This window comes from Paenibacillus plantarum (genome assembly GCF_013141695.1).
GTDB lineage: Bacteria > Bacillota > Bacilli > Paenibacillales > NBRC-103111 > Paenibacillus_E > Paenibacillus_E plantarum.
This window is the reverse complement of sequence record NZ_WHNY01000016.1, coordinates 1-16401: the sequence shown is the minus strand read 5'-3', so window position 1 is coordinate 16401 and position 16401 is coordinate 1. Positions and strand designations below refer to the sequence as shown.

Annotated in this window: 17 protein-coding genes; 13 read left to right on the top strand and 4 right to left on the bottom strand. The window is 44.0% G+C overall.

Features of this window, described 5'->3' with window-relative positions; all coding sequences use genetic code 11:
* Nucleotides 1-414 precede the first annotated feature (414 nt).
* Genes asnB through GC096_RS04850 form a run of 4 tightly spaced genes read left to right on the top strand, consistent with a single transcriptional unit; the run spans nucleotide 415 to nucleotide 5344 of the window.
* Complete coding sequence (asnB, locus tag GC096_RS04865; protein ID WP_171629167.1) at nucleotides 415-2289, top strand: asparagine synthase (glutamine-hydrolyzing); 1875 nt, start codon at nucleotides 415-417, stop codon at nucleotides 2287-2289.
* A gap of 47 nt (nucleotides 2290-2336) precedes the next feature.
* Nucleotides 2337-3074, top strand: coding sequence for a Cof-type HAD-IIB family hydrolase (locus tag GC096_RS04860; RefSeq protein ID WP_171629166.1), 738 nt, complete (start codon nucleotides 2337-2339; stop codon nucleotides 3072-3074).
* 49 nt (nucleotides 3075-3123) lie between these two features.
* The gene (locus GC096_RS04855) at nucleotides 3124-3603 is read left to right on the top strand and encodes a DUF456 domain-containing protein (RefSeq protein WP_171629165.1); all 480 of its coding nucleotides are present in this window, start codon (nucleotides 3124-3126) and stop codon (nucleotides 3601-3603) included.
* 46 nt (nucleotides 3604-3649) lie between these two features.
* Complete coding sequence (locus GC096_RS04850) at nucleotides 3650-5344, top strand: putative polysaccharide biosynthesis protein (RefSeq protein WP_171629164.1); 1695 nt, start codon at nucleotides 3650-3652, stop codon at nucleotides 5342-5344.
* Between the two features lie 14 nt (nucleotides 5345-5358).
* Here the strand turns inward: GC096_RS04850 and GC096_RS04845 are convergent, their stop codons facing one another.
* Nucleotides 5359-6660 carry a DUF2515 family protein gene (locus GC096_RS04845; RefSeq protein ID WP_171629163.1) on the bottom strand — a complete coding sequence of 434 codons (1302 nt, stop codon included), beginning with the start codon at nucleotides 6658-6660 and terminating at the stop codon, nucleotides 5359-5361.
* Nucleotides 6661-6882: 222 nt separating this feature from the next.
* Between GC096_RS04845 and GC096_RS04840 the strand changes: the two genes are divergently transcribed.
* The 6 genes from GC096_RS04840 (at nucleotide 6883) to GC096_RS04815 (ending at nucleotide 11006) form a co-directional block, all read left to right on the top strand.
* Complete coding sequence (locus tag GC096_RS04840) at nucleotides 6883-7269, top strand: GntR family transcriptional regulator (protein WP_171629162.1); 387 nt, start codon at nucleotides 6883-6885, stop codon at nucleotides 7267-7269.
* Complete coding sequence (locus tag GC096_RS04835; protein ID WP_171629161.1) at nucleotides 7266-7955, top strand: ATP-binding cassette domain-containing protein; 690 nt, start codon at nucleotides 7266-7268, stop codon at nucleotides 7953-7955. Before GC096_RS04840 ends, GC096_RS04835 begins: the two co-directional genes overlap by 4 nt.
* Nucleotides 7952-8785: a hypothetical protein gene (locus tag GC096_RS04830; RefSeq protein ID WP_171629160.1), complete on the top strand. Its 834-nt coding sequence runs from the start codon at nucleotides 7952-7954 to the stop codon at nucleotides 8783-8785. Before GC096_RS04835 ends, GC096_RS04830 begins: the two co-directional genes overlap by 4 nt.
* A 62-nt stretch (nucleotides 8786-8847) precedes the next feature.
* A complete protein-coding gene (locus tag GC096_RS04825; protein WP_171629159.1) occupies nucleotides 8848-10074 on the top strand; it encodes a hypothetical protein in 1227 nt (408 codons plus the stop codon).
* Nucleotides 10075-10209: 135 nt separating this feature from the next.
* Nucleotides 10210-10572, top strand: coding sequence for a DUF4183 domain-containing protein (locus GC096_RS39305; RefSeq protein WP_171629158.1), 363 nt, complete (start codon nucleotides 10210-10212; stop codon nucleotides 10570-10572).
* Between the two features lie 5 nt (nucleotides 10573-10577).
* The gene (locus GC096_RS04815) at nucleotides 10578-11006 is read left to right on the top strand and encodes a DUF4183 domain-containing protein (RefSeq protein ID WP_171629157.1); all 429 of its coding nucleotides are present in this window, start codon (nucleotides 10578-10580) and stop codon (nucleotides 11004-11006) included.
* A gap of 48 nt (nucleotides 11007-11054) precedes the next feature.
* Here the strand turns inward: GC096_RS04815 and GC096_RS04810 are convergent, their stop codons facing one another.
* Both GC096_RS04810 and GC096_RS04805 read right to left on the bottom strand, forming a co-directional pair.
* A complete protein-coding gene (locus tag GC096_RS04810; protein WP_171629156.1) occupies nucleotides 11055-11246 on the bottom strand; it encodes a type II toxin-antitoxin system antitoxin in 192 nt (63 codons plus the stop codon).
* A gap of 12 nt (nucleotides 11247-11258) precedes the next feature.
* A complete protein-coding gene (locus GC096_RS04805) occupies nucleotides 11259-12098 on the bottom strand; it encodes an SPFH domain-containing protein (protein WP_171629155.1) in 840 nt (279 codons plus the stop codon).
* A 334-nt stretch (nucleotides 12099-12432) separates the two neighbouring features.
* Between GC096_RS04805 and GC096_RS04800 the strand changes: the two genes are divergently transcribed.
* The gene (locus tag GC096_RS04800) at nucleotides 12433-12846 is read left to right on the top strand and encodes a hypothetical protein (protein WP_171629154.1); all 414 of its coding nucleotides are present in this window, start codon (nucleotides 12433-12435) and stop codon (nucleotides 12844-12846) included.
* Between the two features lie 263 nt (nucleotides 12847-13109).
* Here the strand turns inward: GC096_RS04800 and GC096_RS04795 are convergent, their stop codons facing one another.
* Nucleotides 13110-14099 (bottom strand): alpha/beta fold hydrolase, encoded by a 990-nt coding sequence (locus GC096_RS04795; RefSeq protein ID WP_216626030.1) that lies wholly within the window; start codon nucleotides 14097-14099, stop codon nucleotides 13110-13112.
* 876 nt (nucleotides 14100-14975) lie between these two features.
* Between GC096_RS04795 and GC096_RS04790 the strand changes: the two genes are divergently transcribed.
* Both GC096_RS04790 and GC096_RS04785 read left to right on the top strand, forming a co-directional pair.
* The gene (locus GC096_RS04790; protein WP_171629153.1) at nucleotides 14976-15338 is read left to right on the top strand and encodes a YrdB family protein; all 363 of its coding nucleotides are present in this window, start codon (nucleotides 14976-14978) and stop codon (nucleotides 15336-15338) included.
* Between the two features lie 219 nt (nucleotides 15339-15557).
* Nucleotides 15558-16157 carry an SMI1/KNR4 family protein gene (locus GC096_RS04785; RefSeq protein WP_171629152.1) on the top strand — a complete coding sequence of 200 codons (600 nt, stop codon included), beginning with the start codon at nucleotides 15558-15560 and terminating at the stop codon, nucleotides 16155-16157.
* The last annotated feature ends 244 nt before the right edge of the window (nucleotides 16158-16401 follow it).

Sequence of the window (16401 nt, the reverse complement as noted above, 5' to 3'; positions counted from 1 at the left end):
CCAGTTAAGTTAAGTTGAATCAAGTTAAGCTGAGAAAAATTAAGTCAGGTCGAGATAAGTTTAAGTTGATCTACTGGCACGTAATCGAGTAAAGATACTCTGCCTTTTTAGCAACGTGCACCAGTTACTGCCCAACGGCATATCCTATTCCAAGGGTAAGAATTAGCTTCACCCTAAATGTTGCCCGAGGTCAACTTTTGTGCACAGAGGAAAGGTGGTCGAATCTCATGAAAAAAAGCCGGTTATCTGCTTCTCTAAAACGACTTCTCATTTCCATCATTTTTCTATAGGCATCTGGGTTTTTCCATTCTCGTACGCTCATGGTATTTCCTGAAAGACGGGCTGATATGGTATACTAATATATCGGTTGTCCAAGAGAAAGAATGATGAGAGTACGGAGGAGTGAGTCTCACCATGTGTGGTATTACGGGTGTTATGTATTTTGAAGATAGAGAACCAACTGAGGCTATGCTTCAGCAAATGACAGATGTGATTGTGCATCGGGGGCCTAATGATGTCGGCTTCTGGACTGAGAACCGCATTGGCTTAGGATTTAGACGATTATCCGTTATTGATATCAAAGAAGGCCATCAGCCGTTAGCGAATGAAGATGAAACCGTCTGGATTATTTTCAACGGTGAAATTTATAATTACAAAGAGCTGCGCACGATGTTGAAGGAGCGCGGTCATATTTTCCGCACGCAGAGCGACACAGAAGTTATCGTCCATCTTTATGAGGAGTTTGGCGAGGATTGCGTGAAGCATATGCGTGGTATGTTCGGTTTTGTGATCTGGGACCGCAAGAAAAAGCAGCTGTTCGGTGCGAGAGACCACTTCGGTATTAAGCCGTTTTATTATCATGTGAGTGACCGTCAATTTCTGTTCGGCTCGGAAATCAAGAGCTTGCTAGCGGCGGAAGGCATGAATCGGTTGATCCATACGGACAGCTTGCTGAATTACTTGACCTTTCAATATGTGCCAGAGCCACATACGATGTTTCAAGGTATTTATAAGCTGCCGCCTGCTCATTCGGTTACAATTACTTTTGACGGCAAAATGACCCTACATAAATATTGGGATCCTATGTTTGAGCCGGAAGAGAAGCCATTTGACTACTATGTGGAACAAATTCGTGAAGGCTTGAAAGAGTCGGTCAAGCTCCACATGGTCAGTGATGTGGAACGCGGATGCTTCCTGTCGAGTGGGATCGATTCGACGGCGATTGCTACGCACATGCGGAATATCGAACCGATCCGCACATTCTCCGTTGGCTTCGATGGCGCCAACAACGAGACGCCGATCGCTGCTCAGACCGCAGCGACGCTCGGGACCGAGCACTACGACAAAATCATCACGCAGGATGATTTCTTTGCGACGATGCCGAAGGCGATCTGGCACCAGGACGAGCCTGTCGCCGATCCTTCGGCCATTGCCCTCTACCACGTGGCTCAGCTTGCACGCGAGCACGTAACGGTCGTGCTGTCCGGCGAAGGCGCGGACGAGCTCTTCGGCGGCTATCGCATCTATCGCGAGCCGCAGTCGCTCAAGCCGCTGGATCAGCTGCCGCCATCGGTGAAGCGCATGCTGAACCGCTTCGCACGCATTCTGCCGAGCGGAGTGAAAGGCCGCAACTATGTGTTGCGGGGGACGACTCCGCTAGAAGAACGCTTCCTCGGGAATGCCAAAATTTTCTCCGAGGATATGAAAGCGGAAGTGCTCCGTCTCGATAGTGAGATGCTGCGCGCCTACAAGAATCCTGTGCAAATCGCCGGCGATTACTATAACAAAACGAAACATCTAGATCCAGTAAGCCGGATGCAGTACATCGACATGAATTTGTGGATGCCTGGCGATATTCTCATGAAAGCCGACAAAATGACGATGGCGCATTCCTTGGAGCTGCGCGTTCCTTTTCTGGACAAGGAGCTGTTCGAAGTGGCTCGCCGCATTCCAGCGAAGTATCGCATAGCGAATGGGACAACGAAGTACATTTTCCGAAAAGCGATGGAAGGCATCATTCCAGATCCGATTCTGAATCGTCCGAAGTTAGGCTTCCCAGTACCCCTGCGGGATTGGATGAAAGGCGCTATGGGCGATATGGTGATGGATCAAATCAAAACCAGCGGTATTGAGGATTACATCGACATTGAAGCAGTTGAGAAAATGCTGCATAAGCATCGTATTGGTCAAGGAGACTACGCACGACGCTTGTGGACTCTCTATATTTTTGCACTATGGCACAAAACGTTCATGGAAGAGCTGCCTAAGAGAGTGCTTACTGCTTACTAGAACGACAAAGACAAATGTAAGGCAGCATGAGACAGGAGTTGACGCCAATGGGTAACTACAAATTAATCGCACTTGATATGGATGGCACCTTATTGAACGAGGACAAGAAAATATCTGCGGAGAATCAAGCGGCGATTCGCGAAGCCTCTGAACAAGGTAAAGTGGTGATCATGTCCACGGGACGCGGTGCCATCAGTGCTATGCCTTTCATTAAAGAGCTGGGGCTCTCAACACCCCTTGTTGTGGTAAACGGTAGTGAAGTGTGGGCGTCTCCAGATACGTTGCTGAAACGAACGCTAGTACCGATTGAAACGATACGTAATCTGCACCAGATAGCGGTGGAAAACGACTGCTGGTGGTGGGCGTATTCCGTAGCGGGTGTGTTCAATCGAGAAAGTGAAGGATTAGATTTGAATCAGCATGAATGGCTAAAATTCGGTTACTTCACAGACAATGCTGAGAAATTGCGACGCATTCGCGAAGTGGTGTCGAGTTGGGGGACGCTTGAAATCACCAATTCACACCCGTCGAACTTGGAACTGAATCCGCTCGGGATCAGCAAAGCAACGGGTGTTGAAACGGTATGCCAACTTCTGGGCATTGCGATGTCCGAGGTAATTGCTATGGGCGACAGCGAAAATGATATTGCGATGATTCGTGAAGCAGGATTAGGTGTGGCTATGGGAAATGCCCAAGATGAAGTGAAACGGATCGCTGATATTACGACAGTGACGAACAATGAGGATGCTGTCGCGCAAGTCATTCGCACTTACCTGCTCACCTAGCCCAGGACTAAGCTCCACATTCACGCTAACATGGAGGAATGAACTGCGCATGATTACCTTGGGTTGGATTGTCGTTATTCTTTTATTTGTCATCGGAATGGTGGGTGCCGTCTATCCAATCCTGCCTGGTGTACTAGCTATTTATGCTGCCTTTTTCATCTATGGTTGGCTGATCACTTGGAAGCACTTCGGCTTCTGGTTCTGGTTGATCCAGACCTTGGTTGTCATTATTATTATCGTGGCGGATTATGCGGTTAGTGCCTTAGGGGTCAAAAAGTTCGGAGGCTCGAAACCGGCAATCGTTGGAAGCACCATTGGTTTAATCATTGGTCCTTTCGTGATTCCAGCATTCGGGATCATCCTAGGACCATTCATCGGCGCCGTAGTGGGTGAATTAATTGCCGGAACCAATTGGCAAAACGCTATACGCGCAGGAATTGGGTCTGTGCTTGGTTTTTTTGCCAGCTCTGTGGTGAAAATTGTTTTGCAGCTGGCTATGATTGTTATTTTCTTCCTGTGGATCTTTTGAGGCTTAGAAGGACGTAAGAAAACTGTAAGAGAGAGAAGGAACGGACTTGACGAAGGTAACCAAAGATTCCCTTGTAAAAGGGACGCTCATTCTCACCGTGGCCGCGCTTGTAGCGCGGTTTCTCGGCGTTTTCCAGCGAATACCGCTGGTACATCTGCTTGAGGAAAAAGGGATGGGCAGCTATTCCATTGCTTTTAATTTATATTCCATCCTGCTCGTTATCGCAACAGCGGGTATTCCGAGTGCATTAAGTAAAATGGTTGCCGAGAAGAGAGCCATCGGTCGACCGCAAGAAGCACAAAGGATTTATCGGGCAGCAATTTGGTTTGCTGTCGTGGCTGGCGTTGGGATGACGGTACTGTTATACGTCTTCGCACCTATTTATGCTGAGAATATCTCGCACGGTGGACCGGATGCTACGCTAGCGACTAGAGCCATTGCACCAGCGATGCTGTTCTTCCCGCTTATTGCCATTATGCGCGGCTATTTCCAAGGCAGACAACATATGATGCCCAATGGTATTTCGCAAGTAGTGGAACAAATATTCCGCTTGATTACGTCCATTTTACTTGCCTATTTCTTGCTCAATATTTCACTGGGCTGGGGTGTGGCAGGGGCTTCCTTCGGAGGCGTTGTCGGAGGTGTTGCCGCACTTGCCGTCATGCTGTATTACGCTATGAAGCTGAAGCGAAATGATGCGCAAACACGTCAATCCATCGGGGCAGTATCACAAGCCGCTGCAGAGCAGATCGGAGCGACAGGTACAGGCGATCAACCAGCTGAAATGTTCAGGTATCGGGATATTTATCGAAGCTTGCTAAAGCTTTCGATCCCAATCGTCGTTTTCTCCGTCACCGTAACACTGGTGTATGCGATCGATACCTCGATGATTATCCCGTTGCTTGAAGATAAGATCGGTGCCGCGGAGGCCCTAGGCTTAGTCGGGATCATTGGTGGACGCGCGCAATCACTCGCGGGGATTCCCATTATTTTGGCCATCGCCTTGAGTCAATCCGTTGTACCTATTATTTCAGCAGCGTATTCGCGTAAAGATTTGAAACAGGTCGGACAGCAGACGACGCGCGTGTTACAGCTTGCGATTCTATCAGGTCTTCCTGCTGTACTTATGATCAGTATTGCGGCTAGACCGATCGACTTCTTCGTGTTTGGGTATGAGGATTCCGCTTATGGAATCGCCCATGGACCTGCGATGATCTCCTTGCTGACGGCAGGCGCAATGTTCCAGATCGTGATGCAGACCTCAGGAGCCGTTCTGATGGGGATGGGACGGATGAAGCCACTAATGGCTCATGTTGGTGTCGGCATCGCAATTAAGCTGCTTGGCAGCTTCGTTCTCGGGCATTGGTTTGGCATATACGGCATCATCATTTCAACAGGACTTTGCTTTATCGCGATGTCATGGCTGAATTTACGCACGCTCCGTAAGGAAGTATCGTTCACGATTCTGGGGCGTCGATTCGGTGGACTTCTCATAACAATCATTGTCATCGGCGTTCTTGGCTTTGCAGCGGAATGGGTGACGCACAACTATGTGGTGCCATTTTCTTGGTACCGTTTGAATCAAGGTATCCAAGCGGTGCTGATCTGCGGATTAACAGTGGCTTTGTATCCGCTGATGCTTATGGTTACGCGCGTGGTGACGAAGGATGATGTGAAGAACTTTCCATCACCCATACAGAAGCTCATTGGGAAAGCGAGTCGTTTGCTCCGACGTTCGTAATCGCATCCCGCTTGTTAGCGAATGATCTTCTTAATCGCTTGTGCACTTAGAACAGCGAGTTCAATTTTACTTAATCCTAGGCACAGATCTTGTGTCAAATCGTAAGCACTTGGAACCTTCATCGAGCTAATATGCTGTAAAGGTTCATGTTCAAGCTTTAACCAATCACCTCGCTCAACGGGAGCCATTGGCCTGTCAGGCCATGCCGAGTGAAGCGGGGGACTATAGAACGGCGCAGCTCCTTTCTTAAGGCTGTAGCCATCGAGCCTCTCCTGATATTTGCGATCAGGAGGGGTTTTTCGTATGGGGGCGAATAGATGAGGCCAGTAGTCGGAACGAGAGCCAGTGTGTGGAGTAGCAGACGCGAAAGCTAAAGCGCCTTGAAGCACACCTGGAGCTCCAAACAGGATCGCGTATAAGCTTTTGCCGAATTCGATGCGTTCGGAGAGCTTTGAGAAATTTTCAAGAATAAGGCCAGCAAGATGGGGTTGAGGTGGATCCATGGATGTGGAACGAAAAGGGAATCCGACATGATTGAGCTGCAGCCAGGCTTGTGTTTTGAACAGAGCGGTATCTAAGACCGTTTGTTTGTAGAGCGGATTCTGAACAACACGTTCTTCGACATAATGCTGCTCATTGACAATCAGACCTAAGGTGAGCAGTGCCGAATCTTGATGAAGCCAGAATTCCTGCCAGATGGGGAGCATCCAAGCGGATATATGTAAATGCGGAAGAAGGTGAAATAGGTTAATCCGCCTTTTTTTGCTTTCAGCATAGAGCAATAATTGCGGGTAAGCATCTTGAAAAATGAGGGCATTCGCGCGCTCAAGAAAGGAAAATATATACGCCGTGGCATCGTTGTTCAACAGGTGTGGCATAAGTTCACCACGTAAATCCGTCATGCACCAGCCGCCATTGCGGGAAACCATATGGGCTAACAAGGCCCAATGCAACTCGGGATAATCACGATAACAAGCCCAGTAGGCTTGTGTACGTGTCACGTTATTGCGATTATTGATCTTAGTTAGGGCAACGATTTGTTCCACAATCTGTTGTTCTTGAACAGTGGGTGAGGGAGATAAGACGCCTCCTTCCTGTAAGGCTATTTGTTGATGCAACGCTTTTTCTAATCTAGCTTGTGTGGCAGGAGGGATTTCGATGTTGGGAGTCGATGACCCATGTTCAGCAAGCTCTGAGGAAATCATGAACTTGGCGGCCTGCTGTTTAACAAGCTGTACAACTGCACCTGGCAGTCCTCGCATTTTCTCGTAAAACCCCTGATTATCCTTGTCTTTTGGTGGAAGATTGACTCTCATGATGGCCTCCTCTCTAGAAACGTAATCCTACTTTCTATTATTTGCATGTAACTAGTCAGGTATGTCATAGGTGTGAAAAAACGAAGGAAGAACTTTTGGGAAATCCAGATGTTGACAGAATAAGTGTATGGGTAGTATAGTACACTTAAAGTGTATGAACTAGTTAGTACACACACTAAATAATTCCAGTTTTACCTAGAAAGGAACATAGGAGATGGGTAGATGAACATTACGTTTAATAATCGCGATCCCGTTTATCTGCAGGTTGTCAGGTATTTCAAAGAGGAAATGGCCACAGGCAGGCTGAAAGGCGGACAAGAAATTCCGTCGCGGCGTGAGCTAGCAGGGCTGCTTCAAATCAATCCGAATACCGCACAGAAGGCTTATAAAGAAATGGAGGAGCAGAAGTTGATTACAACTGCTGGTAATTCACCGAGTCGGATAACGACGGATAAGCACATTTTGAATACCATTCGTGAAGAACTCATTCAAGAAGCCGTTGGGGTGTTCGTTCAATCCATAAGCAAGATTGGGCTGCCAACGGATGAATTATTGCGTGTTGTTAAAGAAAAGTATGAGGCAGAACGCGTAAGGGAGGTTTCGGAATGATCGAAGTGGATGGACTTGTGAAGCGATATGGTCGGAAAAATGTGTTGGATCTCGTTTCCTTTACCGCGGAGAAAGGCCAAATCACCTGTTTGATTGGGATAAACGGCGTGGGCAAATCTACGATTATGAAGGCGATCATGGGGCTGACCTCCATTCAAGGTGGAGTCATTCGTGTGGATGGTCAGATTCCAACTACCAAGACGTATGAGAAGGTTGTTTTTATTCCTGATACTTTAATTATGCCTTCACATATGAAAATTAAAGAAGCCATGCTATTTATGAAGGATTTCTATGGGAACTGGAATGAAGCGCGGGCGGAAGAGTTGATCACCTTTTTCAAATTGAATCCTGAGGATCGACTTTCGAGCTTGTCCAAAGGAAACTCTGCGAAGGCGAATCTGCTGCTAGGACTGTCTTTGGACGCAGACTATTTACTCATGGACGAGCCATTCTCGGGGATTGACATGTTCAGTCGCGAACAAATTACAGCCGTATTCACAAGCCATTTGATGGAAGACCGCGGTGTTCTGATCACAACTCACGAAATTCAAGATATCGAGCATTTGATTGATAAAGTTGTTTTGCTGGATGGAGGGCGGGTTCGCAAACAGTTTTATCCAGAGGAAATGCGAACGAATGAAGGAAAGTCCGTTGTGGATGTCATGAGAGAGGTGTATGTGACTTGAAATTCTTTATCAAGTTGTTGAACTGGGAACTTGTACGGTTTAGCAAACTATATGGTGCCTTGGCACTTCTGTTAGTAGTATCTCAGTTTGTGGGAATTTGGCTTACAGTCCAATCCTATCTCAGTGATGCACATGCTTGGGTAGACAGAAATGGTGGAACAGAAGCGCAATACGCGGAAAACTTTCAAAAATTGAATCTTATTAATATTTTTCATTCGGTCTGGTACGAAGGAGCCATCAGTTTATGTGCCATCGTTCTACTCCTTTATGTTTTTATGATTTGGTACAAGGAATGGTTCGGCCGGAATACGTTTGCATATCGACTACTTATGTTGCCAACATCACGAATGAACGTATATTTCGCTAAGTTAAGTGCAATTGTGCTGTTTGTATTTGGTTATGTCTCCCTACAATTTGTGGTGATTCCGCTTCAATTGGCCTCCTTCCTTGCCATCATTCCAGCTGAACTAAGAGTAACGGTTTCTATAGGGGAACTGATCCGAAGAGATCCTTTGCTGAATTTGTTTATGCCAAGCTATGTTATGCAATTTATTTTGTATTATGGAGCTGGGATTCTAGGGGTTTTTGTACTCTTCACGGCCATACTGTTGGAACGAAGTTATCGTTGGAAGGGCATTGTTGCGGGTATTCTGTACGGTGCAGCGGTTCTGATCGTGATCATTTTGCCACAAGAAATAAGTCAATTAGGAATTACGCTTCCATTATTTCCAAGCGAAATCGTGTTGTTGCAGGTGTTCATCGGACTGTGTATGATCGCCGTTTCAATCGGATTTAGTTCTTATTTACTGAGAAAAAAGGTGACGGTGTAAATTCTCGAATTCTCGAAATTCTCATGAAAAACTTTCAAAGACAATGCTAAGGAGGTGCACGCATGAAACGATACTGGCTGCTTGCTACACTGATACCTTTTTGTGTAATAGCCATGGGAACGTATTATGTGTCAGGTACTAGTGATCAGAAGCAGGAATTTGTGTTGAAAACGATGAAAGGCTTAGAAAGCGATGCTGCTGGGCTGCGAATTAAGGTAAATATGGATGGCATCACGACAACAGTTTCTACGAAAGGGAGCGAGTCGGAAGTCGAGCAACTCTCCTATTTGGAAAGGCTTGATGCGGAATCTTACTATGAGGATGATTTAAAACGGCTTGTCAAAGAGCAACGTTCTTTCATGCGAGGGAAGAATGATATGAATGCCTTTTATGAGGATGATAAGGTACTGGCGTATGTAGATACCGAAGCGCACAATGATGTATCCAAGAAGCAATCTAATAGGTTAACCATCTCAATAATGGGGAAAATGGACCAAGTGGAATCATCATTTCAAATTCGTACGAACAAGAAAAACGATGAATATATAGGTATCCATGACGTCCAGGTCAAAGATCAGGTCATGAAGGTGCTCGTTAATCGTATGCGATCTGACAAATATCCGCAGTTTTATCATGTTGGATACGATATGTATACGATTGATCTAACAAACAAAAGCTTGCTGAACAGCGAGCAGATCTTGACTGCTGAAACACAGGCCGATGGGATAAGAACGACTACATGGTATATATCGGACAAAGGTAAGCTTGGCCCGAGTGAATATGCGATATTTGATCGCAGTGAAAATAAAATCATAGATAAGGTCGAAAGTCAGACCGTAAAGAGAAATGAAGGGTTAGTAAACCGGGAAATTCGAGTATACGATATTTGGAACGGACAATGGCGGACACTGCAGAGTGAGCCACTGCATAGTTTTTTGATGGAGGATAACTCGATGGGGATGTCTATTCAGTTTGCCAATCAGGAGCTATCACTGGCCGCTATCTCGGAAAATAAAGACACTCACGTCATGGTAGTACATGTAGCGGAGAATAAAGTGATTCGTGATGTGCAATTACCGCTGCAAGCTATTCAGAAAGAGTGGGGCAGAGTCAATTATAGCGTAGTAGAGAAGGATCGATTGTATCTACTCATGTCTGGTCGTCCCAAACCATCCGCTGCTATCATTGAGCTGCAAACGGGGAACATCCTGTATCAGGGAGAAGTTGAGCGTAAGGATCAAAATAGTATTGGCTATATCAACGCGAACGGAATCGAAGTGCAGAACTAAAACTTTAGAAAACCCCCTAATCACCATGATTAGGGGGTTTTGTTTGTTATAAATGGGGATACGTACTGAGATGAATATCCAATTTAAGGTAAAGTTTCTCGCATAGAATATCCTAATCTATGAGTGGTCTGTGAGGTGATTCATATCCGGAAGCGAAAATGTCTTGGAACTACTGTCCGAAAGTCGAAAAAGAGCAAAGAACGGGTACGTAAAGCTGACTATGTATCGAAAACTTATTTCTATTACGCCATTTCAGATGGAGACAAGCGTTGCTATTCGGAAGAGGATCGGACCAAAGGTTATGGCGCTCAATCAATTCCTGATCCCAAAGCGGTTACTTTTGCACAAGTTTTCGTTAATGGTGTACTCCAGCCTAGCACGCTCTATCAAATAGAAAAAGGCTCTTTAACGTTAACATCGAAGGATGTGCCTGAAAAAGGTGTTCCCATCATCGTGCAAAGCATTCGCATATATAAGCGAAGATCGGGAAGGGGGTGAATTAGATGGCAGCCTCACTTATTAAACTATTTATTACAGCTGCGTTGGCTAATGCTCCAGTAGCTTCGGGCGGTGTTGTGACAACAACCGTAGATCCTGCTGTTACAAGATTTAATGCAGTGATTACAGGAGGAATGATTGGCGGTGCGGTAACAACCATTCCTGCAGATGATTTCTTAGATGATAATGGAAATCCCGTAGACGCGAACTCTCTACCAGCAGTGCCTACTGACGGTTACATTAACGTATATGTCAATGGTGTGTTACAACAGGAGGGTCTCTCTACGTTAACAACAGCTTCATTGGTTCTAGCCACGATCTTAGCAACAGCAGGCACACCTGTCGTTCTCGAAGTTGCTGATTTCTCAAACACGGATTCTACGATTACTACACCACAGACTATTTCGGCACCAGCGATTGATGTTACAACTTAAGAAAACAACAAAAACTTACATGTCTATGACATGTAAGTTTTTTTGTTGTTAGTTGTCTACTTCATCATTCGTTTGCTGAGCTAGACTAACTTTGGAGAGCCGTCCCGAACGGAGGAGCGCTTCGCGGAGTAAATATTCAATGTGTCCGTTAACACTTCGAAATTCGTCTTCTGCCCACTGCTCAAGAGCTTGGTGCAGCTTCGGATCTAGTCGAAGCGGGAAATTCTTCTTGGGAGCCATAACATGGCTCCGTTAGTACAACGTTCCGGTATTAATGACCGGCGTTGCTGAACGATCAGACACAATCGCAACTAGAAGATTGTTGATCATGGCAGCTTTACGCTCCTCGTCAAGCTGCAAGCCCTTCGCTTCCAATTGTTCGACAGCCAGTTGAACCATCCCCACGGCGCCTTCGACAATGATGGAGCGTGCTGATAAAATCGCAGAGGCTTGTTGACGCTGCAGCATGGCGCTGGCAATTTCGGTGGAGTAGGCCAGGTGAGTCAAACGGGACTCAATCACCTCAACACCTGCAACGGAAAGACGATGTTGAAGCTCTGTGCTGAGCTCAGCCGCAACCTCATCAGCATTCCCTCTTAACGAATAGCCTTCTGTTTCGTAACGATCATATGGGTACTTGCTGGCCACATGACGTAGTGCAGTCTCACTTTGAATTTCTACGAATTTCTCATAACTATCTACATCGAACAAAGCCTTGTACGTATCAACGACTTTGAACACGATCACAGCAGCAATTTCAATCGGATTCCCATCGATATCATTCACTTTTAATTTGACACTGTTAAAATTGCGAACACGCAGCGATATTTTCTTATGTGAAGAGAAAGGAATGACGAGCCACATGCCACTTTTGCGAATCGTCCCTAGATAGCTCCCGAAAAAAGTAATGACCGAGGCTTGATTCGGCTGAACGACATTAATTGTCGTGAGGGAGATGATGCTAACTACGATCAAAATAGCCCCTATTAAAAAGCTCTCTTGTGTGAAACTGTAAATACCTAGCCCGAGCGCGGCGAAAAATAAGAGTAAGCCGATAAAGCCATTGAGTGCCCATGTTTTCGTTTCTTTCATACGTTGAAAACCCTCCCTAGTGTATATCGTTGTGATATTTATATGATATCACTTTTTACTTAAATTGTAAAATTAAAAAAATGAGCTGGGATGCTGTGATAGCTTGTGATCAAAGAAAATAAAGTCCGTTAGTGGAAAATAGAATTCGTTAGTGAGTGTTTACTTTTTGAACATTCACTTATCTTAATTCTGGGGAGTCATTTGTTGACTATCGGTGGTTGCCATACAAACAATATAATATGCATGCATGATGGAAGGTGGCCCTTCACCCTGCTAACGGGCAGATTTGTTTAATGGTAAAATGAAACAAAGACACATTTATTGGGTGATCTAAATGGATATTTTTCGTTATGGAGACGTAGTACCAGGGGAAAGCATAGGAGCATTTCAAATCGGTATGAAGGCAGAGCAGTTACTAAATATGCTTGAGGATTATCAAAGTGAGCAAAGATCCAACTGCATCGTGGTTAAGACGTCCACATTGTGGTTTTGGTTGGATGAAGAGAATAAGACGTTTCAGATTATGGCAATTGACGGTTTCCTTGGGAAGTATGCAAAGCTTATTGGACTCGGTGATACAATATCGGATATCGAAGAACATTTCGGTAACTGTACACAAGATTCGTATGTTGTGAAGATGCCAAATATCGAGGGGATCTGTTTTGAATTGAAGGACGTCGATGAATATGATCAGGTATGGGATGAATTGAGCGCCCCTATCTGTTCAATCTGTGTTTACAGTGTTTAATAAATTTCTAAGCTAACTGGTAACGATAGCGCAATAAATTACACCATGACAAAGCTGCCGCGTTAAACGGCAGCTTCACCTAGATGGTATATTTAGCTATAGTTCAATAAAGTCAAGTTTAGCATCTCGAATCCTAATCACTTTTTCATTGTAAGGTTTTAAATTGGCTTTTGATTCGCGAAACCGGAACCGCAGATTCGTGCTCATCACGTTGCCTCCCATATACCAGCAACTATTTGGAAGCCAAATTTCACGCACATCAGTTAATTAGCTGGTATAAATTCTTTGATTTTCTGTGCAAGTAAATCAGGTGCAAAATCTTGAAGATAATGTCCGTAGTCGTCCATTAATACATACTTGCTATTAGCAATTTTTGAAAGGTAAGATATTTGGAACCCTTGCCATTGTTCTTTAGTATAACCAAGACCAATTCCGTCACCATTCGATATGAAAAACAATACTGGTAACTGTGGTGGTGGCAATGCATCTACTTTATGAGCATTATCCAAAAGATCCACTAGCTCTTGTATCATCGGTGGTGTATTCGTTCTCCTATAATATATTGCTTTATAAATATCTTTTTCATGATCTGTCAAGTTTCCTGCCGATATTGCCGCTTCGCTTTTAACCATGGATGGGATAAAACGAGTTACTCCCATATGTTCTGCAAATGCCAGTATCTTTATTTTAGGTATAAAATCAGAAGCTTTCGGCAAACTGGGGTCAAAATAAGCATTTACAGTACCTACATCTATTCCTATAATGGAAGATACTTCTTTTGGATATTTTTGTGCCCAATAAACTGACTCCAATCCCGTAATAGAATGAGGAACTAATACATAAGGAGGTTTCAACCCGGCTAATAATAATGCTTGTCTGTCCTCCTCCAATACGGTATCAAGATCTCTTGGAACGTCCGCAACATCACTGTAACCATACCCTATTCTTTCTGGTACTGCGATTTTATATCTATCACTTAATCGAGAATATAAGCTTTTAAAATCTAATATAGGCGAGGCTGTTCCGCCTCCTGCCAGAAATACCAGGGTGGTATTTCCCTGACCTTCTGTATAGATACTCATTTTATGTCCACCTACTGAAACCGTTTGCCCCATAGGTTTAACTAATGAATCTTCCCTGCTCAAATGGATTTTGTGATTGATCACTACAACTAAAGCAGCTAATACAAAAAGTCCTACAATTCCCCCCAAACAATAACCTATTCTCTTTAGTATTAGTATTTTCTTCTTCACTATTGATCCTCCTTAGAATTCTGTAACCACTTGAATGTTAGTGGGTTAATCATGTAACTCTCGCTGGCGTTTATTGTGTACCGATTACCGATTCGCAATTTCTGTTTATCGAGAAACTCTACAAGCGGTGTGAATGACTTGGTATATTTCCGTTGTGAATTGCGAAACGATAATATACGTTCTCTCCATGAAAACCCCTTCAACAGGTTCAATTTTATTTCAATGTAAATATCACAAAAAAATGGTGTCCGTCTCGATTTTTCTTGCAAGATCATACAGTTGTGAAATTCGAAATAAGTTTATATATTCATCATAGCAAGCTCGTAAGATAATTAAACCGGTCCTTGGTCACTCACTCCCCTAGACAAAAGTCTGGGTAGCCTGGCTATTACAGCTCCGACATGATTTAACACTGGGAGGGCATCTCTTACACAATGACTATACAGGCATATTCACTTTCTCCGAAAACGATAAGCACGTATTGCTAACATAACCGCCTAATGCTAACATTCTTCACGGGTATCAGTTCCCCTTGCGAAGCTCTTTAATTTGCGCTTGGATCACCTCGGACCAAAGCTGTGAATTTCCACATAAATTAGCTTCTAAATGCCCCTCACGCTGACTGGCGAGTATTAGGTAATCTTGGTCTGGTTCTATTTTATTCCATATGTCGCTTACATAAATCCCTTATTCAATCAAATTTGTACTTCCTTTCCAAAGTGACTTCACATGGGATAACGGAAGGATTTAAAGTTAAGCTAACGTAAGAACGATAGCCCAGCATACCACGGATCGATCGGGCGTAAGCAATCATCACAGGAGTTCTATATAGGTGTAAGGCGAAGCAATACACCGGATAATTGGAATGGGAGGCAGATGGAAGTGAAATCGATAGGTGTTATCATCCTCACCGCATTTTTCCTGCTGGAGCTAGGAGCAATGGTTGCGTTTGGATACTGGGGTTATCATATCAAGGCAGGAAGTGCGGTCAAAATCATGCTGGTAATCGCTTCACCACTGGTCGTCGCAATTCTTTGGGGGGTGTTTCTCTCTCCTAAGGCTTCGTTATCCATCTTCTCCTTCCCCTTTCGAACGGCACTTAAATTGGTTGTGTTCGTTGTAGCTTCAGCAGCTTTGTACGCAGCTGGGAGAAGCGTGCTTGGGCTTGCTTTTCTAATGTTGTCCCTCTTTATTGTGGCAGCAGTCTTCATCTTGAGGTTACATAAAGTTAAGATATGAAAGTAGATATCTCACGATTTATAAGAGTTAACGTTAAACGATTTAAAAACGTCATTAAGCTATCGGTTAACGATAACGGAATAACCAGGGAGCAGATTGCCACGCGGCAGTTGCTCCCTGGTTTCATTAAAGTAACGGACAGATTAGCGTAGTTAAGAGTAAGTAATTTGTGGTAAAATATTTCCAGTAAATGTATCTGAATAGGTGGAGTGAATAAAGATGCAAAGTAGTTTTGAAAAGGTGAAACAGAAATTATTAGAGGTAGGAATCACTAATGAAGGTGGTATTTACTCTGATAATTTAGTTATTTCAATTGAACAGAAATATGGGTTTCGCTTGCCTCAAGATTATAAAAAGTTTCTTTTGACATATGGGAGAATAAACTACAATCATCCAATAAGCTATTCATTAATAACCAACATACCAAAGCACAATGAACGAGGGGAACTGGGCTATTTTTATAACCTGCAAAATAACAATAACGATTTAATCAGTAATATCGAATGTTATCTGGGGCGAATGCCTGAAAAAATGATACCTTTTGCGGATATTACAGGTGGGGATCAACTTTGCATTGGAGTTACTGAGGATGTATGGGGAAAAATTTACTTTTGGGATCATGACCAAGAACACTTCGACCCCTCAGAAGAAGAATTATGGAATAATGTTTACTTAGTAGCAAATTCATTCTCGGAGTTTATATTAAGTTTTAAAATAGTTGAGGATGAAAATCTACCCAAGGATCTTGGGATTGTTAGTGTAAAGACGACACCTGAATTTCTAAAACTGGTTGAAAAGTTCAAAAGCAAAAAAAAGTAATCACACTAATGAAGCAAGCATTTTTAGCGTTGGAATAGAGTATGTAGGCTTTACTGAATTAAGCTAACGAGGAACGATAGCACAATTACAAATAGGCTGCCAGTATCAGCGAGGGTCACGAAATAGATCCATTTCTCAATAAATAATGAAGAACCTAGATAAAATGAAGAGACCATAGCTCGTTGCTATGGTCTCTTTCTATGAAGCGGTCAGTAAAATTACTAATTACGAAATTCGCCTCACT

Bases quoted from the DNA above. Each gene is read 5' to 3' on its own strand.
- GC096_RS04840 (WP_171629162.1), top strand. From the start codon at position 6,883: ATGAACATTACGTTTAATAATCGCGATCCCGTTTATCTGCAGGTTGTC.
- GC096_RS04860 (WP_171629166.1), top strand. From the start codon at position 2,337: ATGGGTAACTACAAATTAATCGCACTTGATATGGATGGCACCTTATTG.
- GC096_RS04805 (WP_171629155.1), bottom strand. From the start codon at position 12,098: ATGAAAGAAACGAAAACATGGGCACTCAATGGCTTTATCGGCTTACTC.
- GC096_RS04785 (WP_171629152.1), top strand. From the start codon at position 15,558: ATGCAAAGTAGTTTTGAAAAGGTGAAACAGAAATTATTAGAGGTAGGA.
- GC096_RS04845 (WP_171629163.1), bottom strand. From the start codon at position 6,660: ATGAGAGTCAATCTTCCACCAAAAGACAAGGATAATCAGGGGTTTTAC.
- GC096_RS04810 (WP_171629156.1), bottom strand. From the start codon at position 11,246: ATGGCTCCCAAGAAGAATTTCCCGCTTCGACTAGATCCGAAGCTGCAC.
- GC096_RS04790 (WP_171629153.1), top strand. From the start codon at position 14,976: ATGGAAGTGAAATCGATAGGTGTTATCATCCTCACCGCATTTTTCCTG.
- GC096_RS04835 (WP_171629161.1), top strand. From the start codon at position 7,266: ATGATCGAAGTGGATGGACTTGTGAAGCGATATGGTCGGAAAAATGTG.
- asnB (WP_171629167.1), top strand. From the start codon at position 415: ATGTGTGGTATTACGGGTGTTATGTATTTTGAAGATAGAGAACCAACT.
- GC096_RS04800 (WP_171629154.1), top strand. From the start codon at position 12,433: ATGGATATTTTTCGTTATGGAGACGTAGTACCAGGGGAAAGCATAGGA.
- GC096_RS04855 (WP_171629165.1), top strand. From the start codon at position 3,124: ATGATTACCTTGGGTTGGATTGTCGTTATTCTTTTATTTGTCATCGGA.
- GC096_RS04815 (WP_171629157.1), top strand. From the start codon at position 10,578: ATGGCAGCCTCACTTATTAAACTATTTATTACAGCTGCGTTGGCTAAT.
- GC096_RS04825 (WP_171629159.1), top strand. From the start codon at position 8,848: ATGAAACGATACTGGCTGCTTGCTACACTGATACCTTTTTGTGTAATA.